At 66.5% G+C, this 19878-nt stretch carries 18 protein-coding genes; 3 read left to right on the forward strand and 15 right to left on the reverse strand.

Features of this window, described 5'->3' with window-relative positions:
• Positions 1-89: 89 nt before the first annotated feature.
• From A9179_RS04285 to qhpR, 8 genes are all read right to left on the reverse strand, one after another.
• Entirely contained in the window at positions 90-557 is a 468-nt protein-coding gene (locus A9179_RS04285; RefSeq protein ID WP_187804614.1) for a YMGG-like glycine zipper-containing protein, read from the reverse strand.
• 85 nt (positions 558-642) lie between these two features.
• The gene (gene ureC, locus A9179_RS04290) at positions 643-2343 is read right to left on the reverse strand and encodes an urease subunit alpha (protein ID WP_187804615.1); all 1701 of its coding nucleotides are present in this window, start codon (positions 2341-2343) and stop codon (positions 643-645) included.
• 149 nt (positions 2344-2492) lie between these two features.
• Entirely contained in the window at positions 2493-2798 is a 306-nt protein-coding gene (locus tag A9179_RS04295; protein ID WP_187804616.1) for an urease subunit beta, read from the reverse strand.
• The gene (locus tag A9179_RS04300) at positions 2795-3328 is read right to left on the reverse strand and encodes a GNAT family N-acetyltransferase (RefSeq protein WP_187804617.1); all 534 of its coding nucleotides are present in this window, start codon (positions 3326-3328) and stop codon (positions 2795-2797) included. The genes A9179_RS04295 and A9179_RS04300 overlap by 4 nt, the downstream gene beginning before the upstream one ends.
• Positions 3325-3837, reverse strand: a complete 513-nt coding sequence (locus A9179_RS04305; protein ID WP_187804618.1) for a GNAT family N-acetyltransferase — start codon at positions 3835-3837, stop codon at positions 3325-3327. Before A9179_RS04305 ends, A9179_RS04300 begins: the two co-directional genes overlap by 4 nt.
• Positions 3838-3993: 156 nt before the next feature.
• On the reverse strand, positions 3994-4296 hold the full coding sequence (ureA, locus tag A9179_RS04310; RefSeq protein ID WP_187804619.1) for an urease subunit gamma: 303 nt from the start codon (positions 4294-4296) through the stop codon (positions 3994-3996).
• A complete protein-coding gene (locus A9179_RS04315; RefSeq protein WP_187804620.1) occupies positions 4296-5135 on the reverse strand; it encodes an urease accessory protein UreD in 840 nt (279 codons plus the stop codon). The genes ureA and A9179_RS04315 overlap by 1 nt, the downstream gene beginning before the upstream one ends.
• A 66-nt stretch (positions 5136-5201) precedes the next feature.
• A complete protein-coding gene (gene qhpR, locus A9179_RS04320; RefSeq protein WP_187804621.1) occupies positions 5202-6257 on the reverse strand; it encodes an AraC-like transcriptional regulator QhpR in 1056 nt (351 codons plus the stop codon).
• 316 nt (positions 6258-6573) lie between these two features.
• Here qhpR and eat point away from each other — a divergent pair, with 316 nt between their 5' ends.
• From eat to eutC, 3 genes are all read left to right on the forward strand, one after another.
• Entirely contained in the window at positions 6574-7938 is a 1365-nt protein-coding gene (gene eat / locus A9179_RS04325) for an ethanolamine permease (RefSeq protein WP_187804622.1), read from the forward strand.
• Positions 7939-8032: 94 nt separating this feature from the next.
• Complete coding sequence (locus tag A9179_RS04330; protein ID WP_187804623.1) at positions 8033-9427, forward strand: ethanolamine ammonia-lyase subunit EutB; 1395 nt, start codon at positions 8033-8035, stop codon at positions 9425-9427.
• Between the two features lie 5 nt (positions 9428-9432).
• Positions 9433-10254, forward strand: coding sequence for an ethanolamine ammonia-lyase subunit EutC (eutC, locus tag A9179_RS04335; protein WP_187804624.1), 822 nt, complete (start codon positions 9433-9435; stop codon positions 10252-10254).
• 228 nt (positions 10255-10482) lie between these two features.
• On the opposite strand, the gene urtE is transcribed toward eutC, so the two are convergent.
• The 7 genes from urtE to A9179_RS04370 form a co-directional block, all read right to left on the reverse strand.
• On the reverse strand, positions 10483-11181 hold the full coding sequence (gene urtE / locus A9179_RS04340) for an urea ABC transporter ATP-binding subunit UrtE (protein ID WP_187804625.1): 699 nt from the start codon (positions 11179-11181) through the stop codon (positions 10483-10485).
• A gap of 3 nt (positions 11182-11184) precedes the next feature.
• On the reverse strand, positions 11185-12045 hold the full coding sequence (urtD, locus tag A9179_RS04345) for an urea ABC transporter ATP-binding protein UrtD (RefSeq protein ID WP_187808498.1): 861 nt from the start codon (positions 12043-12045) through the stop codon (positions 11185-11187).
• Positions 12045-13136, reverse strand: a complete 1092-nt coding sequence (gene urtC, locus A9179_RS04350; protein WP_187804626.1) for an urea ABC transporter permease subunit UrtC — start codon at positions 13134-13136, stop codon at positions 12045-12047. The genes urtD and urtC overlap by 1 nt, the downstream gene beginning before the upstream one ends.
• On the reverse strand, positions 13136-14710 hold the full coding sequence (urtB, locus tag A9179_RS04355; RefSeq protein WP_187804627.1) for an urea ABC transporter permease subunit UrtB: 1575 nt from the start codon (positions 14708-14710) through the stop codon (positions 13136-13138). The genes urtC and urtB overlap by 1 nt, the downstream gene beginning before the upstream one ends.
• Before the next feature lie 192 nt (positions 14711-14902).
• Positions 14903-16171 carry an urea ABC transporter substrate-binding protein gene (gene urtA, locus A9179_RS04360; RefSeq protein ID WP_187804628.1) on the reverse strand — a complete coding sequence of 423 codons (1269 nt, stop codon included), beginning with the start codon at positions 16169-16171 and terminating at the stop codon, positions 14903-14905.
• Positions 16172-16378: 207 nt separating this feature from the next.
• Entirely contained in the window at positions 16379-16972 is a 594-nt protein-coding gene (locus tag A9179_RS04365) for a MarC family protein (protein WP_187804629.1), read from the reverse strand.
• A gap of 55 nt (positions 16973-17027) precedes the next feature.
• Positions 17028-19829 carry a hybrid sensor histidine kinase/response regulator gene (locus A9179_RS04370; RefSeq protein ID WP_187804630.1) on the reverse strand — a complete coding sequence of 934 codons (2802 nt, stop codon included), beginning with the start codon at positions 19827-19829 and terminating at the stop codon, positions 17028-17030.
• Positions 19830-19878 lie beyond the last annotated feature (49 nt).

Below are 19878 nucleotides of genomic sequence, written 5' to 3' on the forward strand. Positions count from 1 at the left end.
GTTCCGTGAGGTTGTAGCCGCAAGCATAGTTGCCTGGTGGGCGCCACGGCATCGAGCCTGTTGTGGCCCGGGCGGGCCTGGAGTGCCGGTCAGGGGGTGATCGAGTAACCGCGCGCACTCATGCAGTTGACGTAGGCCTGGCCGGAACTGCTCTGGGCGGCCTGGTCGTTGCGCCGGTCTTCACGTCTTTCCCGGCGCTGCCGCGAACCGCCGACCACCACGCCGGCTGCCGCCGCTTCGCGTGCCTGGTTCTGCCGATACTCCTGCTTCACATCGTCATCCACCCGGTCGTAGGCCTCTTCGTGGCGCTGGCCGCGTACCTCGGCGGCGGCAGCACCAGCCGCGGCGCCCACCGCCGCGCCACGCAGGCGCCCGCCGCCGCTGGTGCTGCTACTACTGGAGGAGCTGCTGGCGGACTGGCTCTGGCAACTGGCGATATCGCTCTGGATCTGCTGCTGGGTCTGGCCGTTGAGCGGTACCAGGGTTTCGGCGCTGGCCCAGGGGTTGAACAGCACGGCGCAGACCAGGGCGGACAAAGGCAATGATGAGCTGGACATGGCGGTCATCCTCGACAGGCTGTCGCTTAACTCTAGCCTCGCCGTGCACCGCGGCGAGGCTGGAGGATGACCGGTCGTGCCAGGCTCAGAACAGGAAATAGCGCTGTGCCATCGGCAGCACTTCGGCCGGCTCGCACCACAACAGTTGGCCGTCGGCTTTCACCTGGTAGTTCTGCGGGTCGACCTCGATGTCCGGCAGGTAGTCGTTGTGGATCAGGTCGGCCTTGGTCACCGAGCGGCAACCTTTGACCACGCCGATCTGCTTCTGCAAACCGAGCTGCTGTGGCACTCCGGCGTCCATGGCCGCCTGGCTGATAAAGGTCAGGCTGGTGGCGTGCAGCATGCCGGCATAGCTGCCGAACATCGGCCGGTAGTGCACCGGCTGTGGCGTCGGGATCGAGGCGTTGGCGTCGCCCATCAGGCTGGCGGCGATGGCGCCACCCTTCAGAATCAGCGTCGGCTTCACCCCGAAGAACGCCGGGCGCCACAGTACCAGGTCGGCGAACTTGCCCACTTCGATGGAGCCCACTTCGTGGCTGATGCCGTGGGTGATGGCCGGGTTGATGGTGTACTTGGCGATGTAGCGTTTGACCCGGAAGTTGTCATTGCCCGGGCCGTCGCCCGGCAGGGCGCCGCGCTGCTGCTTCATCTTGTCGGCGGTCTGCCAGGTGCGGGTGATCACCTCGCCAACGCGGCCCATGGCCTGGCTGTCGGAGCTGATCATCGAGAAGGCACCGAGGTCGTGCAGGATATCTTCGGCGGCGATGGTTTCGCGGCGAATGCGTGATTCGGCGAAGGCCACGTCCTCGGCGATGCTCGGGTCGAGGTGGTGGCAGACCATCAGCATGTCCAGGTGTTCGTCGATGGTGTTGCGGGTGAACGGCCGGGTCGGGTTGGTCGAGCTGGGCAGCACGTTGGGGAAGCCGCAGGCCTTGATGATGTCCGGCGCGTGGCCGCCACCGGCGCCCTCGGTGTGGTAGGTGTGGATGGTGCGGTTCTTGAACGCGCCGAGGGTGGTTTCGACGAAGCCGGATTCGTTGAGGGTATCGGTGTGGATCGCCACCTGGATGTCGTACTGGTCGGCGACGCTCAGGCAATTGTCGATTGCCGCCGGCGTGGTGCCCCAGTCCTCGTGCAGCTTGAGGCCAATCGCGCCGGCCTTGACCTGCTCGATCAGCGGCTCGGGCAGCGAGACGTTGCCCTTGCCGGTGAAGCCGATGTTCATCGGGAAGGCGTCGGCGGCCTTGAGCATCATCGCCATGTGCCACGGCCCCGGGGTGACGGTGGTGGCGAAGGTGCCGGTGGCCGGGCCCGTGCCGCCACCGATCATGGTGGTGGTGCCGCTCATCAGGGCTTCTTCGATCTGCTGCGGGCAGATGAAGTGGATATGGGTGTCGATGCCGCCGGCGGTGAGGATCATGCCCTCGCCGGCGATCACTTCGGTGGCGCCGCCGATGGCGATGGTGACGTCGGGCTGGATGTCCGGGTTGCCGGCCTTGCCGATGGCGGCGATGCGTCCGCCCTTGAGACCGACGTCGGCCTTGACGATGCCCCAGTGGTCGATGATCAGCGCGTTGGTGATCACCGTGTCGACCACGTCCTTGGCGCACAGCTGGCTCTGGCCCATGCCGTCGCGGATCACCTTGCCGCCACCGAACTTCACTTCGTCGCCGTAGGTGGTGAAGTCTTTCTCCACCTCGACCCACAGGTTGGTATCGGCCAGGCGCACCTTGTCGCCGACGGTGGGGCCGAACATGTCGGCATAGGCTTGGCGGCTGATTTTCATCGGGACTCCTGAATTGATCCGTGCTCAATATCGCCCTCACCCCAGCCCTCTCCCGGGGGGAGAGGGGGCGTCCGGTGCGCTGGCTCATTCCCGCCGTGGCGGGTTGCATGTCTCCCTCTCCCCTTGGGAGAGGGCCGGGGTGAGGGGCCCTAAAGATCGCCCATCACCCGTCCGGCGAAGCCGAATACCCGGCGCTCACCAGCCAGCTCGACCAGCTCCACCTCGCGCGACTGCCCCGGCTCGAAGCGCACGGCTGTGCCGGCGGCGATATTCAGGCGCATGCCCCGTGTGGGCTCACGCTCGAAGGCCAGTGCGTCATTGGTCTCGAAGAAGTGAAAGTGCGAGCCGACCTGGATCGGCCGGTCGCCGCTGTTGGCCACGGTCACGCGCAGGGTGCGGCGGCCGACGTTGAGTTCGATCTCGCCGTCCTGGATCTGGTATTCGCCGGGAATCATGGCTGGGGCCTCGACAGGGTCTTGTAGTAGATGGCGTTGGCCCGGTAGGTACCGTCCGGGCCGCAGGCGTAGTCGGGCAGGCCGCCGATGCTGGTGTAGCCCAGGGCCTGGTAGAAGGGTTCGGCAGCGCTGCCGGCTTCGGTATCCAGATAGAGCAGGCCGCGCTTGAGTTCAGCGGCTTCGCCCTGCAGCTGGAGCATCAGCGCACGGGCGATACCACGCCGGCGGGCGCCGCTGTGTACCAGCAGCTTCTGCACCTCGGCACGGTTGCGGCCGTTGCGCTTCTGGCATAGGCCCAGCTGCACGCTGCCCAGTACGCGACCGTCAGCCACGGCGACCCAGAGCAGCAGCGAGCCATCACCCAGGCCGGCCAGCACCTGGTCGAAATAGGCGTTGGCCTCGGCCTGGTCGAGGTCGGCGAGAAAACCCACCGAGGCGCCATGGGCTACGGCATCCAGCAGCAGCTCGATCAGGCCGGCGCGATGGGCCGCGAAGTCGTGGACGCCGAGGCGCTGGATCAGCGGCATCATGGTGCGCTGCGCTCCGGGGTGAGGATCAGCTGCATGAAGGTCAGATCCAGCCAACGGCCGAACTTGCGGCCCACCTGTGGCATCTGCCCGGTGGTGACGAAGCCGAGGCGTTCGTGCAGGCGGATCGAGGCGGCGTTGCCGCTCTCGATGGCGGCGACCATCACGTGTTTGCCGCAGGCTTTGGCGCGCTCGATCAGCGCTCTCATCAGCAGCGGGCCGAGGCCATTGCCACGCTGATCGGCGCGCACGTAGACCGAGTGTTCGACGGTGTGGCAGAAGCCGTCGAAGGGGCGCCAGTCGCCGAACGAGGAGTAGCCGACCACTTCACCTGCGGCGTTCTCGGCCACCAGGATCGGGTAGCCCTGCTGGGCGCGGGCGGCGAACCAGGCCTGGCGGTTGGCCAGGTCGACCACGTTGTCCATCCAGATCGCGGTGGTGTTGAGCACCGCGTCGTTGAAGATGTCGCGCAGGGCGGGCAGGTCGGCCTCGGCTGCGTCGCGAATGATCATTCTTCAGGGTCTCCAGGAAGTCGTTCAAGGTCGTAGCGAGCGCAGCTCAGGCAAGGCGCAAGTCGGCGAGGATGCGCAGTTGACGTCTGTCAATGAGCAATCCGAGCCGGCTTGCAACGCAGCATGGGCAAGCGCAGTAGACATTGGACGATTTCCTCAGGCAATTGGTTGGTGGACGGTCACTAGCTTGGTGCCGTCGGGGAAGGTGGCTTCGATCTGGATTTCCGGAATCATTTCCGGCACGCCCTCCATCACCTGCTCGCGGCTCAGCAGGGTGGTGCCGTAATGCATCAGCTCGGCCACCGTGCGGCCGTCGCGGGCGCCTTCGAGCAGGGCGGCGGAGATCAGCGCCATGGCTTCCGGGTAGTTGAGCTTGACCCCACGGGCCAGGCGGCGCTCGGCCACCAGGCCGGCGGTGAAGATCAGCAGCTTGTCCTTCTCGCGGGGCGAAAGATCCATCAGGTACTCCAGATTCGCGGGGGCACGGCCTCACGGCCGAGCAGGGCAGGGCGCAACAGGCGCCAGAGTTCGATCAGCCAGGCGCGGGCGTGCAGCGCCTCGCTAGCCAGGCAGCGGCCGACCAGCAGGCCGGGCAATTGGCTGAGGTCGCCACGGCCGGCGCAGGGCAGCTCGCGGCAGCGTTCCAGCAGTTCGGCGTCGATCTCGCCGGTGATCAGCAGGGTGGCGAATACCGGCTGGCCGGCCAGGCCGATGGGTGAGTCGAGCAGGCCGTCGCCACCGACTACGCGCTGGCGCTCGTGCCACAGCAGCTGGCCGTCGCGGCGGATATCCAGGGCGGACTGGAAGTGGCCGAGGTCGAAGCGTTCGCAGGCTGCCGGACGGCCGAGGGCGACCATGTCCCAGTAGCACAGGCGCGCGTCGCCTTCGAGCTCGATGCGGGTGCTCAGCTCGGCCTGGGCGCCGGAATAGACGATGGTTTCCTGCGGCAGCCATTCCAGGGTGGCGCCGGCGGCCACGCGCAGCTGCACCTGCTGGTGCGCCGGGCAGGCGGCGCGGTACCACTTGGCGGCGCCGGGGCTGGTCAGCTGGGCCCAGGCCTGCTCACCGACGCTGGCGCTGATATTCAGGCTGTCGCCCCCGGCGATGCCGGCCGGAGGATGCACGATGATGTGCTGGCACACCTGTGGGCCTTCGGCGTGCAGGTGCTTCTGTACGCGCAGCGGGCCGAGGTGGCGGCGCAGGATCGGGCGCGTCCAGTCCTGCTGGCGGGCATAGGCCAGCTCCAGCTCGGCGTGCCAGGCGGGGGTAAAGAGAGTGGGGCTAACGGGGGCGTTCATCGAAGGCATCCAGCCGGGGCGAGCGGTGCGCCAGTGTATAGCGCGCTGACGAATGGCTGCATAGGTTCAGGCTGTAGGTGCCTGCAGCCATTGCCGCGGGCTGGTGTCGAACCAGCGGCGGAAGGCTCGGGAGAAGGCGCTGGTTTCCGAGTAGCCGAGCAGCGGCGCCAGTTCGCTGACCGGCAGGCGCCGGCGCAGGTAGTGCAGGGCCAGCTCGCGGCGTACCTGGTCGATCAGCGCCGAGTAGCTGAGGTTCTGTTCGCGCAGACGGCGCTGCAGGCCGGCGCCGCTGAGGCCGAGGCCGGCGGCGAGCTGCTCCAGGCCCGGTTCGCCCAGCGGCAGGGCGTCGCGCAGCAGGCCGCGGGCCTGGTCGACCAGGCTGTGGCTGTGCTGGCTCTGGGCGCCGAGGCGCTGGATGGCATCCTGCACCAGCATCAGCAACACCGGGTCGCGCTCGGGCATCAGCTGGCCGAGCAGGTCGCGCTTGGGCACCAGCAGGGCGTTGCACGGCTGGTCGAACAGCACCGGCGCGTCGAACACCTGCTGGTGCTCGCGCCAGCCTTCCGGCCGGGCATGCTCGAACAGCACGGCGCGCGGCGCCCAGCTCGGGCCCAGCACATGGCGCAGCAGGTTGAGCGCCATGCCCATGGTCAGTTCGGCGTCCTGGCGCTTGTCGAGGATCGCCGGATGCCGCACCTGGTAGTCGAAGCGGTAGCACTCGCCGATATCCACCAGGCGGATCAGGGTGTCGTGCTGGTGGAAGGGGAAGGCCTGGGCGAAGTTGCGCAGCGCCTGTTCCAGGGTCTCCGAGCACAGCCCGACATAGCCGAGCAGGCCGAGGGCGCGCGGCTGGAATTGCTGGCCGTAGTGCAGGCCGAAGTTGTCGCAGCCGGACTGCACCGCCGCTTCCTCAAGCACCTTGCAGTAGTTGCTCAGGCTCAGGCTGAGGGTCGGGTGCTGCAGCAGCTCGGGGTCGATACCGGCCACGCCGAAGATCCGATCCACATCGCCGCCATGCCGGCCGATGCATTGATCCAGGCCGCTGGCGGCAGCCGACAGCACGCCAAGGTTGGCGGCCGGATTGGCGCTCAGGGCCAGCGGATGGGCAATGTTCAGGGACATGCGCGGCGCGTCGTCGAGTGGAGATGAAGCTGACATAGCAATAGTCATGCCTCGACTTTGCGCCGCTCTGCCATCCGCCTCTTTCAGTTGGCACCGGATGATTCTGCATCGCCTTGGGGCGGGCTAGTCGCGGCTTGCACCGGGTTGGCGCAAAAGCCCGTCGCAGAGCGCTCTGCAGGCCGTTCGGCGACTTGACTCTGCAGCTGTGCGCGGAGTTTGCAAGGTCAAGTCTCGGCAGCAGGACGTTGGCTATCCTCGCCAAGCGATCGACGTTTGGTCTGTTCGAGCCGTGCGGCTCTCAACCGAGGAATTACTAATGACGACAGCGAAACTAAAACCAACCCTCGGCACTTTGCACCTCTGGGGCATTGCGGTGGGTCTGGTGATTTCCGGGGAATATTTTGGCTGGAGCTATGGCTGGGGTACGGCGGGCACCCTGGGCTTCCTGGTCACCACGCTGCTGGTGGCGACCATGTACAGCTGCTTCATCTTCAGCTTCACCGAACTGACCACGGCGATTCCCCATGCCGGCGGCCCCTTTGCCTACAGCCTGCGTGCCTTCGGCCCCACCGGCGGGATGATCGCCGGCCTGGCCACCCTGATCGAATTCGTTTTCGCCCCGCCGGCCATCGCCATGGCCATCGGCGCCTACCTCAACGTGCAGTTCCCCGGGCTCGACCCGAGGCTGGCGGCGGTAGGGGCGTACATCGTGTTCATGACCCTCAACATCCTCGGCGTCAGCATCGCCGCCACCTTCGAACTGGTGGTCACCGTGCTGGCGGTGGTCGAGCTGCTGGTGTTCATGGGCGTGGTCGCGCCGGGCTTCAGCTTCAGCAACTTCGTGCTCAACGGCTGGGCCGGTAGCGAAGTGTTCGGCATGCCGGCGGTGGCCGGGATCTTTGCCGCCATCCCGTTCGCCATCTGGTTCTTCCTCGCCATCGAGGGCGCGGCCATGGCCGCCGAAGAGGCGAAAGACCCGAAACGCACCATCCCGCGTGCCTATATCGCCGGCATCCTGACCCTGGTGTTCCTGGCCATGGGCGTGATGGTGATGGCCGGTGGCGTGGGCGACTGGAAGGCCCTGTCCGGGATCAACGACCCGCTGCCGCAGGCGATGAAAACCGTGGTCGGCGAAAGCTCCGGCTGGCTGCACATGCTGGTGTGGATCGGCCTGTTCGGCCTGGTCGCCAGCTTCCACGGCATCATCCTCGGCTACTCGCGCCAGTTCTTCGCCCTGGCTCGCGCCGGCTTCCTGCCGCCGGCCCTGGCCAAGCTGTCGCGCTTCCACACCCCGCACCGCGCCATCATCGTCGGCGGCCTGATCGGCATCGCAGCCATCTACAGCGACGGCCTGATCGCCCTGCAGGGCATGGGCCTGACCGCGGCGATGATCACCATGAGCGTGTTCGGCGCCATCGTCATGTACATCATGAGCATGCTCAGCCTGTTCAAGCTGCGTAAGAGCGAACCGAACCTGGAACGCAGCTTCAAGGCGCCGGGCTATCCGCTGGTGCCGGGTATCGCCCTGGTGCTGGCGCTGGTGTGCCTGGCCGCGATGGTCTGGTTCAACGGCACCATCGCCCTGCTGTTCCTCGGCCTGATGGCCGTCGGCATGGTGTACTTCCTGTTCACCGGTGCGCAGCGCAACTCGGTACCGGCCGACGCTTTGCTGCAACCTTGATCCACCCGCGCCCGCCGGCAACGGCGGGCGCCTGTTCGTGCAACACACCTGTTTCTGCAACAACTCTGTTTCTGTAACAACGAGGAGCCCAGTCATGGCCACTTTTGCTCATTCGGTAGGCCACCAGACCTGGCGTTTCGACAGTCTGCGCGAGGTCATGGCCAAGGCCGGCCCAGCCCGCTCCGGCGACTACCTGGCCGGTGTGGCTGCCGGCAGCGATGCCGAGCGCGTCGCCGCGCAGATGGCGCTGGCCAATATCCCGCTCAAGCATTTTCTGAATGAAGCCCTGATTCCCTACGAGAGCGACGAGATCACCCGGCTGATCATCGACACTCACGATACCGCCGCCTTTGCTCCGGTCAGCCACCTGACCGTCGGCGGCTTTCGCGACTGGCTGCTCAGCGAGCAGGCCGACGAAACCAGCCTGCGTGCCCTGGCCCCCGGCCTGACCCCGGAAATGGCTGCCGCCGTGTCGAAGATCATGCGCGTGCAGGATCTGGTGCTGGTGGCGCAGAAGATCCGCGTGGTCACCCGCTTTCGCAACACCATGGGCCTGCGCGGACGCATGTCGACGCGCCTGCAGCCCAACCACCCGACCGACGACCCGTCCGGCATCGCCGCCAGCATTCTCGACGGCCTGCTGTACGGCAACGGCGACGCCATGTTCGGCATCAACCCGGCCACCGACAGCCTGGGCGCGCTCACCGATCTGCTGAAGATGCTCGACGCGATCATCCAGCGCTACGAGATCCCCACCCAGGCCTGCGTACTGACCCACGTCACCAGCTCCATCGCCGCCATCGAGCGCGGCGCGCCGGTCGACCTGGTGTTCCAGTCGATCGCCGGCACCGAGGCGGCCAACGCCGGATTCGGCATCAACCTCAAGGTGCTGCAGGAAGGCTACGAGGCCGGGCTGTCGCAGAAGCGTGGGACGCTGGGCGACAACCTGATGTACTTCGAGACCGGCCAGGGCAGCGCTCTGTCGGCCAACGCCCACCACGGCGTCGACCAGCAGACCTGCGAGGTGCGCGCCTACGCGGTGGCGCGTCACTACCGGCCGTTCCTGGTGAATACCGTGGTCGGCTTTATCGGCCCGGAGTACCTGTACAACGGCAAGCAGATCATCCGCGCCGGCCTGGAAGACCACTTCTGCGGCAAGCTGCTTGGCGTGCCCATGGGCTGTGACATCTGCTACACCAACCACGCCGAGGCCGACCAGGACGATATGGATACCCTGCTGACCCTGCTCGGGGTGGCCGGGATCAACTTCATCATGGGTATCCCCGGCTCCGACGACGTGATGCTCAACTACCAGACCACCTCCTTCCATGACGCGCTCTACGCTCGCCAGACCCTCGGCCTGCGCCCGGCGCCGGAGTTCGAAGCGTGGCTGGAGCGCATGGAAATCCTTCACCAGCAGGGTGGCCAGGTACGCCTCGGCAGCAACCTGCCGCCGGCCTTCCGCCAGGCCCTGGCGCAACTCGGATAAGCCCTATGCACGATGACAAACCCGGCCCGGCCATTGCCAACCCCTGGCAGGAGCTACGGCGCCTGACCCCGGCGCGCATCGCCCTGGGCCGTGCCGGCACCAGCCTGCCGACGAGCGCGCAGCTGGACTTTCAGTTCGCCCATGCGCAGGCGCGCGATGCCGTGCACCTGCCGCTGGATTGCAGCGCACTGGCCGCCCAGCTGGCTGGCGATGGCCAGCAACCGCTACTGCTGCATAGCGCGGCGCCCGACCGGCATACCTACCTGCAGCGCCCGGATCTGGGCCGCCGGCTGGATGCCGCTTCGGCCGAACGGCTGCGCCAGCACCGCGAGCAGCATGCCGACGGCTACGACCTGGCCATCGTCATCGCCGACGGCTTGTCTGCGCTGGCCGTGCAGCGCCACAGCGCACCCTTCCTGCAGCGCCTGCGCGAACAGATGAGCGCGGATGGCTGGTCGCTGGCGCCGCTGTGCCTGGTGCAGCAGGGGCGGGTGGCGGTGGCCGACGAAGTGGCCGAGCTGCTCGGCGCGAAGATGGTGGTGATCCTGATCGGCGAGCGCCCCGGCCTGAGTTCGCCGGACAGCCTTGGCCTGTACTTCACCTACGCGCCCAGGGTCGGCCTCACCGATGCCTACCGCAACTGCATCTCCAATGTGCGCCTGGAGGGCCTGAGTTACGGCCTGGCCGCGCACAAGCTGCTGTACCTGATGCGCGAGGCCTGCCGGCGCCTGCTGTCCGGGGTCAGTCTCAAGGACGAGGCCGAGCTGCCCAGCCTGGGCGGCGAGCAGCCGGTGCGGCTGAATTTTCTGGTGGATTCGCTGCAGTAGGGACGGGGGCTACAGGCTTAACCCTTGTCATCCCCGCGAAGGCGGGGAGCCAGTTATCGGCAGTGCGGCAGGACTCCTGCTTTACTGTGCTGGCTGAGGCTTTCTGGGTTCCCGCCTGCGCGGGAACGACGGGGTAGGGCGGGTGGAACCCGCGTTGCGGATCACGCGGGTTGCACCCGCCCTACCTGCTCATGCGGCTCCGTGCTTGCCGCCTGCAGCCTGGGGCCGCTAGATCGCCACCAGCCCGCGCACGCCATCCGCCTCCATGGTTTCGCCACGGCCCTGCTGGATGATCTCGCCACGGCTCATCACCAGGTACTGGTCGGCCAGCTCGGCGGCGAAGTCGTAGAACTGCTCGACCAGCAGGATGGCGATGTCGCCGCGCGCGGCGAGCTTCTTGATGACGGCGCCGATCTCCTTGATCACCGAGGGCTGGATGCCTTCGGTGGGTTCGTCGAGGATCAGTAGGCGCGGCCGGCTGGCCAGGGCGCGGCCGATGGCCAGCTGTTGCTGCTGGCCGCCGGAGAGGTCGCCGCCGCGGCGATCCTTCATCTGCAGCAGCACCGGGAACAGCTCGTAGATAAAGGCCGGAACCACCTTGGCCTCGCTGCCGGGAAACCGCGACAGCCCCATCAGCAGGTTCTCTTCCACGGTCAGTCGCGGAAAAATCTCGCGCCCTTGCGGCACATAGGCGATACCGGCGTGCACCCGCTGGTGCGGCTTGTAGCTGTTGATCGCCTGGCCTTCCCAGGCGACCTTTCCTTCTTTGGCCGGAATCAGGCCCATCAGGCATTTGAGCAGGGTGGTCTTGCCCACGCCGTTACGCCCGAGCAGGCAGGTGACTTCGCCGACCTTGGCCTCGAACGACAGGCCGCGGAGGATATGGCTGCCGCCGTAGTACTGATGCAGTTGTTGGACTTGCAGCATGGTTCAGCGCCCCAGATAGACTTCGATAACCCGTTCGTTGGCCTGCACGTCTTCCAGTGCGCCTTCGGCCAGCACGCTGCCCTGGTGCAGCACGGTGACGTGGTCGGCGATCGAGCCGACGAAGCCCATGTCATGCTCCACCACCATCAGCGAGTGCTTGCGCGCCAGCGACTTGAACAGCTCGGCGGTGAACTCGGTTTCGGCGTCGGTCATGCCGGCCACCGGCTCGTCGAGCAGCAGCAGCTGCGGATCCTGTACCAGCAGCATGCCGATCTCGAGGAACTGCTTCTGGCCGTGGGACAGCAGCCCGGCCGGGCGATGCCGTGAGGCTTCCAGGCGGATGGTGCTGAGCACTTCCTCGATACGCTCCTTCTGCGCGCCGGAAAGCCGGGCGCGCAGGCTGACCCACACCGACTTGTTGGTCTTCAGCGCCAGTTCGAGGTTCTCGAACACCGACAACGCCTCGAACACCGTGGGCTTCTGGAACTTGCGGCCGATGCCGGCCTGGGCGATTTCCACTTCGCTCATCTGGGTCAGATCCAGCGTTTCGCCGAAGTAGGCGTGGCCGTTATCGGGGCGAGTCTTGCCGGTGATCACGTCCATCATGGTGGTCTTGCCGGCGCCGTTGGGGCCGATGATGCAGCGCAGTTCGCCAACGCCGATGTACAGGTTGAGGTCGGTCAGGGCGCGGAAGCCGTCGAAGCTGACGTTGATTCCTTCCAGGGTCAGGATGGTGCCGTGACGCACGTCCAGGCCCTTGCCGGCGGCGCTGCCGAGGCCGACCGCATCGCGGCTGGTGCCGGCGTCCTGGTTGGGGTTGTAGGCGGGTTCGAGCATGAAGTCGGGTACCGGGGTGGCGCGCATCATTGCTCTCCCTTCTTGCGTAGCAGGCCGATCACCCCTTTCGGCAGAAACAGGGTCACGACGATGAACAGGGCCCCCAGGGCGAACAGCCAGTACTCGGGGAAGGCTACGGTGAACCAGCTCTTCATGCCGTTGACCAGGCCGGCGCCGAGCAGCGGGCCGATCAGGGTGCCGCGCCCTCCGAGGGCGACCCACACGGCGGCCTCGATGGAGTTGGTCGGCGACATTTCGCTGGGGTTGATGATGCCCACCTGCGGCACATAGAGCGCCCCGGCCAGGCCGCACAACACGGCGCTCAAGACCCAGATGAACAGCTTGTAGCCGCGCGGGTCGTAGCCGCAGAACATCAAGCGGTTCTCCGCATCGCGCAGGGCGGTGAGCACCCGGCCGAACTTGCTCTTGGCCAGCTTCCAGCCCAGTAGCAGGCTGCCGACCAGGAGCAGCACGGTGGCCAGGAACAGGGTGGCGCGAGTGCCCGGCGCGGTGATCTCGAAGCCGAGGATGGTGCGGAAGTTGGTGAAGCCGTTATTGCCGCCAAACCCCGTTTCGTTGCGGAAGAACAGCAGCATGCCTGCAAAGGTCAGCGCCTGGGTCATGATCGAGAAGTACACGCCCTTGATTCGCGAGCGGAAGGCGAAGAAGCCGAACACCAGGGCCAGCAGGCCGGGCGCCAGTACCACCAGGCACAGGGCGTAGAGGAAGTTGCTGGTGCCGTACCAGTACCAGGGCAGCTCGCTCCAGGCGAGGAAGCTCATAAAGGCGGGCAGGCCGTCGCCGGCGCTCTGGCGCATCAGGTACATACCCATGGCGTAGCCGCCGAGGGCGAAGAACAGGCCATGGCCGAGCGACAGCAATCCCGCGTAGCCCCACACCAGATCCAGCGCCAGGGCGACTATGGCGTAGCAGAGGATCTTGCCGACCAGGGTCAGGCTGTAGGCCGAGATGTGCAGGGCGTGGTCGGCCGGCAGCAGGTGCAGCAGCGGCATGGCCAGCAGGATAAGCAGGATCAGCCCGCCGACCGCCAGCGAGGCCTGCGGGCCGATGGCGTTGCTGGCGCGGGCCAGCAGCGTTTGATTGAGTGGCATGGTCATCAGTCGATCACCCGTCCCTTGAGAGCGAAGAGGCCTTGCGGACGTTTCTGGATGAACAGAATGATCAGCGCGAGGATCAGGATCTTGCCGAGCACGGCGCCGATCTGCGGCTCCAGCAGCTTGTTGGCGATGCCGAGGCCGAAGGCGGCCATCACGCTACCGGCCAGCTGGCCGACGCCGCCGAGCACCACCACCAGGAAGGAGTCGATGATGTAGCTCTGGCCGAGATCCGGGCCGACGTTGCCGATCTGGCTCAGGGCCACGCCGCCGAGGCCGGCGATACCGGAGCCGAGGCCGAAGGCGAGCATGTCCACCCGCCCGGTCGGCACGCCGCAGCAGGCGGCCATGTTGCGGTTCTGCGTGACGGCGCGGACGTTGAGGCCGAGGCGGGTCTTGTTCAGCAACAGCCAGGTCAAGGCCACCACAAAGAGGGCGAAGCCGATGATCACCATGCGGCTGTAGGGCAGCACCAGGTTCGGCAGCACCTGCACGCCGCCGGACAGCCAGGCCGGGTTGGCCACCTCGACGTTCTGCGCACCGAAGATCACCCGTACCAGCTGGATCAGCATCAGGCTGATGCCCCAGGTGGCCAGCAGGGTTTCCAGCGGGCGGCCGTAGAGATGGCGGATCACCGTGCGCTCCAGGGCCATGCCGATGGCGGCGGTGACAAAGAAGGCGATGGGCAGCGCGGCCAGCGGATACAGCGCCAGGTAGCCGGGGGCGAAGTTCTGAAAGGCGATCTGCACCATGTAGGTGGTGTAGGCACCGAGCATCAGCATCTCGCCGTGGGCCATATTGATCACGCCCAAGAGCCCAAAAGTGATGGCCAGGCCGAGGGCGGCGAGCAGCAGGATGCTGCCCAGACTCAGGCCGCTGAAGGCCTGGCCGAGCAGCTCGCCGACCAGCAGGCGGCGCTTGACCTGGCCCAGGCTGGTTTCGGCGGCGGTGCGAACCGCGGCGTCGCTTTCCACACCTTCGGCGAGCAGGCCCTCGAGGCGAGTGCGAGCCTGCGGGTCGCCGCTCTCGCCGAGCAGGCGCACGGCCTTCAGGCGAATGGCCGGATCCTGGTCGACCAGCTGCAGGTTGGCCAGGGCCAGGGCCAGGGCGGCGCGCACTTCGTCGTTCACTTCGCTGGCGACGCGGCTGTTGAGCAGTTCCAGCTGCGCCGGCTTGGCGCTCTTCTGCAGTTGCTGGGCTGCGTTGAGGCGGCTGGCGACATCTTCGGCGAGCAGTTGCTGGCTGGCCTGGGCAATGGCCAGCAGGCCGCGCAGGCGGTTGTTCAGGCGCAGTTTTTTCGGCGCGCTGGCCGGTGTGGCAGTGCCTTCGGCGGCGACGAACTGGCCGTCCTGCTCGATAAAGGCGGTTTTGCCGCTGTCGGCGGCCAGGTGGCCGTTCTGCAGGGCATCGAGCAGCGGCTGGCGGGTGGGATCGGGTTGCGCGGCCCAGCTCTCGAGAAGCCTGGCCTGCTGCGCCGGGTTGGCGGCGACGAAATCATTGGCGTCGCCTGCCTGGGTGGTCAGCGGCACCACGAGCAGTGCCAGTGACAGCAGAAAGGGAATCAGGGCAGTGGGCATGTTGGAACAGTCCTTGGATTGCCGGTGCCCGGATTGCATCCGGGCTACGAGCCCGAGAGAGGTCGGTGTCGGCTGACACACCCTCTCCCCTGGCCCCTCTCCCGCAGGAGAGGGGAAGGTATGGCCTCGCGCCGTCACCCCTCTCCCCTTGGGAGAGGGGCAGGGGTGAGGGACTTCGGGCCACGCGAGCCGTCAGTTGGACTTCACCGCGTAGTCCGGCTTCTTGTCGTTGCCGGGGATGAACGGGCTCCACGGCTGGGCGCGCAGCGGGCCTTCGGTCTGCCAGACGATGGAGAACTGACCGTCTTCCTGGACTTCGCCGATCATCACCGGCTTGTGCAGGTGGTGGTTGGTCTTGTCCATGGTCAGGGTGTAGCCGCTCGGTGCGGCGAAGGTCTGCCCGGCCAGGGCTTCACGCACCTTGTCGACGTCGGTGGTGCCGGCTTTTTCTACCGCTTGCGCCCACATGTTGATGCCGACGTAGGTGGCTTCCATCGGGTCGTTGGTCACTGCGGTCTGGTAGTTCGGCAGGTTCTTGGCCTTGGCGTAGGCCTTCCACTTGCTGACGAAGGCGCTGTTGACCGGGTTGTCCACCGACTCGAAGTAGTTCCAGGCGGCCAGCTGGCCCACCAGTGGCTTGGTGTCGATGCCGCGCAGTTCTTCTTCGCCCACCGAGAAGGCCACCACCGGGATGTCGGTGGCTTCGATGCCCTGGTTGGCCAGTTCCTTGTAGAACGGCACGTTGGAATCGCCGTTGACGGTGGAGATCACCGCGGTCTTGCCGCCAGCGGAGAACTTCTTGATGTTGGCGACGATGGTCTGGTAGTCGCTATGGCCGAAGGGGGTGTAGACCTCTTCGATGTCCTTGTCGGCCACACCTTTGCTGTGCAGGAAGCTGCGCAGGATCTTGTTGGTGGTGCGCGGGTAGACGTAGTCGGTGCCGAGCAGGAAGTAGCGCTTGGCGGCGCCGCCGTCTTCGCTCATCAGGTATTCCACCGCCGGGATGGCCTGCTGGTTCGGCGCCGCGCCGGTGTAGAACACGTTCGGCGACATCTCTTCGCCTTCGTACTGCACCGGGTAGAACAGCAGGCCGTTGAGCTCCTCGAATACCGGCAGCACGGATTTGCGCGATACCGAAGTCCAGCAGCCGAAGACCACGTCGACCTTGTCCTGGGTCAGCAGCTGGCGCGCCTTCTCGGCGAACAGCGGCCAGTTGGAGGCCGGGTCGACCACCACCGGCTCGAGCTTCTTGCCGTTGACCCCGCCCTTGGCGTTGATCTCGTCGATGGTCATCAACGCCATGTCTTTCAGCGAGGTTTCGGAAATGGCCATGGTGCCGGACAGCGAGTGCAGGATGCCGACCTTGATGGTCTCGGCGGCCTGCAGGCTGTACGGGAACAAGCCGCTGAGCAGCAGAGCGCTGGCGGCGAGGGTGGACTTCAGAAATGGACGGCGTTTCATCTTGTTAGGGCTCCATGCGCATCAATGAGGACCGAAGGGGGTCGTCAGTCCTTTGGCAGCATCCGTGCCAAGCCCGGCAAAGCCTTGTACTTGAAAGGTTTGTCGACCTTTCGTCCGAATTTCGCGGGGAAGCTGCTGCACGCATGTGGTGCGCGAAAACCAGGGTGGAGCGGCTTTATTCGGGGCCTGCACCCTTTTGTGGCGGCCCTACTGCAGGTAGCCCTTGACCCCGGTGAAGATGATCTGCGCGGCCAGGGCACAGACGAACAGACCCATCAGCCGGCTGAGGATCTGCAGGCCCTGCTGACCGAGCAGGCGCTCGACCCGGTCGGACAGATAGAGCACGGCGCCCACCGTGGCACTGGCGATGGTGATGGCGAGGATGGCGGCCAGTTTGTCTTCCCACTGCGGCTGGTTGATGCCCATCACCAGCAGCGCACCGATGGTGCCGGGGCCGACGGTGAGGGGGATGGTCAGCGGCACTATGGTGACGTCCTGCTGCACGTTGTCGGCCTGCACCGCCGACTTGCCCTGGGCCATGCCCAGGGCGGAGATGAACAGCACGGAACCGGCGCCGATGCGGAAGGCGTCGGGGGTGATGCCGAAGATCTCGAAGATGGTCTGGCCGAACAGGTACAGCAGCACGCTGGCGATCAGGCTGCCCAGCGCCACTTTCCAGGCCAGCTTCTTGCGTTCCTTGACGCTGTAGCCGGGGGTCAGGCCGATGAAGCAGGACAACACGAAGAACGGGCTATAGAGCACCAGCATCTTCAGGTACACGGTGAACAGCAGGGAGAGCATGGGCAAGGCTCGTCAGAAAGCGATGGCGCAAGCATAGCGGCCTGCGCCAGGGGCGTCAGGAGGGCAGCACGTCGTGCTGGTCGCGGCGCTGCTTCTCGCCGACCCAGTGGGCGATCAGCTCGCGCAGCTGGGACATTTCCACCGGTTTGGACATGTGTCCGTCCATGCCGACCTGGCGCGCGCGCTCCTTGTGCTCGGCGAGGATGTGTGCGGTAAGCGCCACCACCGGGGTGCGGCTGCGCCGCTCGCGCTCTTCCCAGGCACGCAGCTGGGCGGTGGCGGAGAAGCCGTCGAGCACCGGCATTTCGCAGTCCATCAGCACCAGGTCGTACTGCTGCGCCTGCATCGCCTGCAGGGCTTCCTCGCCGTTGCTGGCGGTGTCCGGCTGCAGGTTGAGCTTGCTCAGCATGCCGCGGATGACCTTGGTGGAGATGCTGTTGTCCTCGGCCACCAGGATGCGGAAGTCCTCCGGCACCTGGATGGCGCCGTTGTCGCCAGCCAGGTTCGGCGACGGAGCGAGGCTGCCGCTGCTGCGCTGAGCCAGCTCGTCGGCGAGGGTGGTCTTGAGCGTGTAGCCGGCCACCGGCTTGGCCAGGATGCGCTTGATCCCGGCATTGCGCGCGATGATCTTGCTCGGCGCATTGCTGATGCCGGTGAGCATGATCAGCAGGATGTCGTGGTTGAGGCTGGGGTCTTCCTTGATCTTGGCCGCCAGTTGCATGCCGGTCATGCCGGGCATGTCCTGGTCGAGCAGCACCACGTCGAAGAACTCGCGCAGGTGCGCCTTGGTGCGCAGCAGGGCCAGGGCTTCCTTGCCGGAGGCCACGGCGCTGGCCTGCAGGCCCCAGGCGCCGCACTGCTGTACCAGCAGCTTGCGGCAGGTCTCGTTGTCGTCCACCACCAGCAGGCGCGCACCCTGCAGCGGGCTGTCGAGGTCGGCGGTGGGGTGCTCCAGGCGCTCGGGATCCAGCGGCAGGTTGAGCCACAGGGTGCTGCCCTGGCTGCCGCCGCTCTGGATGCCGAACTCGCCATCCATCAGGCGGATCAGCTGGCGAGCGATGATCAGGCCCAGACGCCCGCCGAGCTTGGTGGCGCTGAGGAAGTCGGTGCTGTGCAACTCGGTGTTGAGCAGTGCATCGCGCTCGCGCGCTTCCAGCGGGCGGCCGCTGTCCTGCACGGCGATGCGCAGGCGTGGGCTCTTGCCATCGTTGTCCAGCGCTACCACCAGCAGGATCTCGCCTTCGTCGGTCTGGCGGAAGGCGTTGTCGAGCAGGCTCATCAGCGCCTGGCGCAGGCGTGTCGGGTCGCCGCTGATCACTCGCGGGACTTGCGGCTGCATAAAGCTGATCAGCTCGACGCGCTGCTGCTCGGCCTTGGCGCGGAAGATGTCCAGGCAGTCGTCGACCAGGGCGTTGAGGTCGAACTGCACGTCGTCCAGCTCGATCTGCCCGGACTCCAGCTTGGAGATGTCGAGGATCTCGTTGATCAGGGTCAGCAGCTCGTTGCCGGCGCTGTGGATGGTCTGCACATGGTCGCGCTGCTTGGCCGACAGCGGCGTACCGAGCAGCAGCTCGGTCATGCCCAGCACGCCATTCATCGGGGTGCGGATCTCGTGGCTGATCTTGGCCAGGAATTCGGCCTTGGCCTTCAGCTCGGCGCTGGTGGCCGCTTCGCTGGTGCGCTGCTGCAGGGTGTCGCTCTGGATCAGGCGCTGGCGCTCGGCCAGGGCGATGCTGAGGATCAGGCCGCAGAGCATGGCCACGCTGAAGGCGCTCAGCACCAGCCAGCCGGGGTTGAGCTGGTCGAAGCCGAACAGCACCGGCACCAGGGCGCCGAAGCCGAGGTCGAAGATCAGCAGGGCGGCGACGATCAGCCGCGCCGGCTGGTAGCCGCGCAGCCAGTGCACGCAGGCTACGGCCGGCACGGTCACGGCGGTCATGATCACCAGGCTGTAGATCAGCCAGCTGTGCCAGAACAGGCCGGTGCTGATCAGTAGGGCGAACAGGCCGATCAGCAGGATCTCGCCGCGCAGCAGGTGGCGCAGCGGGCTGCGTTCGGCGGCGGTGTCGCGGAAGAAGCACAGGGTGAAGGCCAGCAGGCAGAGGGAGGTGGCGAGGGCTGCGAGGTCGGCGATCAGTGACTGGTTGTAGCTCTGCTCGGGCAGCCACACGGCCAGCAGGCCGATGTTACAGGTGGCCGACAGCGCCAGCCCGGCATGCATGCCGGCCAGCCACAGGCTGCTGGCGGTGGGCGAGTAGGCCATGCGCAGCAGGTTGAACAGGCACAGCAGGAGCAGGCCGCCGAGCAGGGCGCCGAACAGGTAGGCCGGTTTCTCCTGGGTCACCAGCTCGCGCTGGTCGATGACCTTGAACCACAGCATCAGCGCGTGGTTGGAGGTCATGCGCAGGTAGGCTACGCGCGGCTGGTTGTCGTTCGGCGTGGGAAACAGGTAGGAGCGCGACGGCAGTGGGCGCGAATCCATCGGCAGCGCTTCGCCGGTCTGCAGTTGCTGCTCCAGGGTGTCGCCCTGCAGCAGGTAGTAGTCCAGGTGCTGCACCCGCGGGGCGAACAGCCACAGCCAGTGCGGCTGCTGGTAGGCCGGCAGCTCGATGCGCAGCCAGGCGGCCTGGTTCGAGGCGGGGTAGGTGATGGCGCGGCGGTCGAGGGGCTGGAAGCGTGAAGTCTGGCTGCGGACTTCGGCGAAGGTCATGCGGGCGCTCTTGTCGAGCAGGATCGACCAGTTCTCCCTGCTGTCCGCGGCGGGTGCCGGGCTGGCCTGCGCTGGTGCCATTGCCAGACAAGACAGGCTGAACAACAGACTGACGAGGAGTCCTGTGGCGATCCTGAGCCGTCGCACGGGCGAAGTCCCTTCGATAGTGAATCCCCCGATTATAGCCATGGCTAAT

The sequence above is a fragment of the Pseudomonas alcaligenes genome, assembly GCF_014490745.1.
GTDB classification, from domain to species: domain Bacteria; phylum Pseudomonadota; class Gammaproteobacteria; order Pseudomonadales; family Pseudomonadaceae; genus Aquipseudomonas; species Aquipseudomonas alcaligenes_C.

Coding starts and splice junctions, on each gene's coding strand:
- A9179_RS04285 (WP_187804614.1), bottom strand. CDS start 557: ATGTCCAGCTCATCATTGCCTTTGTCCGCCCTGGTCTGCGCCGTGCTG.
- ureC (WP_187804615.1), bottom strand. CDS start 2,343: ATGAAAATCAGCCGCCAAGCCTATGCCGACATGTTCGGCCCCACCGTC.
- A9179_RS04295 (WP_187804616.1), bottom strand. CDS start 2,798: ATGATTCCCGGCGAATACCAGATCCAGGACGGCGAGATCGAACTCAAC.
- A9179_RS04300 (WP_187804617.1), bottom strand. CDS start 3,328: ATGATGCCGCTGATCCAGCGCCTCGGCGTCCACGACTTCGCGGCCCAT.
- A9179_RS04305 (WP_187804618.1), bottom strand. CDS start 3,837: ATGATCATTCGCGACGCAGCCGAGGCCGACCTGCCCGCCCTGCGCGAC.
- ureA (WP_187804619.1), bottom strand. CDS start 4,296: ATGGATCTTTCGCCCCGCGAGAAGGACAAGCTGCTGATCTTCACCGCC.
- A9179_RS04315 (WP_187804620.1), bottom strand. CDS start 5,135: ATGAACGCCCCCGTTAGCCCCACTCTCTTTACCCCCGCCTGGCACGCC.
- qhpR (WP_187804621.1), bottom strand. CDS start 6,257: ATGTCCCTGAACATTGCCCATCCGCTGGCCCTGAGCGCCAATCCGGCC.
- eat (WP_187804622.1), top strand. CDS start 6,574: ATGACGACAGCGAAACTAAAACCAACCCTCGGCACTTTGCACCTCTGG.
- A9179_RS04330 (WP_187804623.1), top strand. CDS start 8,033: ATGGCCACTTTTGCTCATTCGGTAGGCCACCAGACCTGGCGTTTCGAC.
- eutC (WP_187804624.1), top strand. CDS start 9,433: ATGCACGATGACAAACCCGGCCCGGCCATTGCCAACCCCTGGCAGGAG.
- urtE (WP_187804625.1), bottom strand. CDS start 11,181: ATGCTGCAAGTCCAACAACTGCATCAGTACTACGGCGGCAGCCATATC.
- urtD (WP_187808498.1), bottom strand. CDS start 12,045: ATGCGCGCCACCCCGGTACCCGACTTCATGCTCGAACCCGCCTACAAC.
- urtC (WP_187804626.1), bottom strand. CDS start 13,136: ATGACCATGCCACTCAATCAAACGCTGCTGGCCCGCGCCAGCAACGCC.
- urtB (WP_187804627.1), bottom strand. CDS start 14,710: ATGCCCACTGCCCTGATTCCCTTTCTGCTGTCACTGGCACTGCTCGTG.
- urtA (WP_187804628.1), bottom strand. CDS start 16,171: ATGAAACGCCGTCCATTTCTGAAGTCCACCCTCGCCGCCAGCGCTCTG.
- A9179_RS04365 (WP_187804629.1), bottom strand. CDS start 16,972: ATGCTCTCCCTGCTGTTCACCGTGTACCTGAAGATGCTGGTGCTCTAT.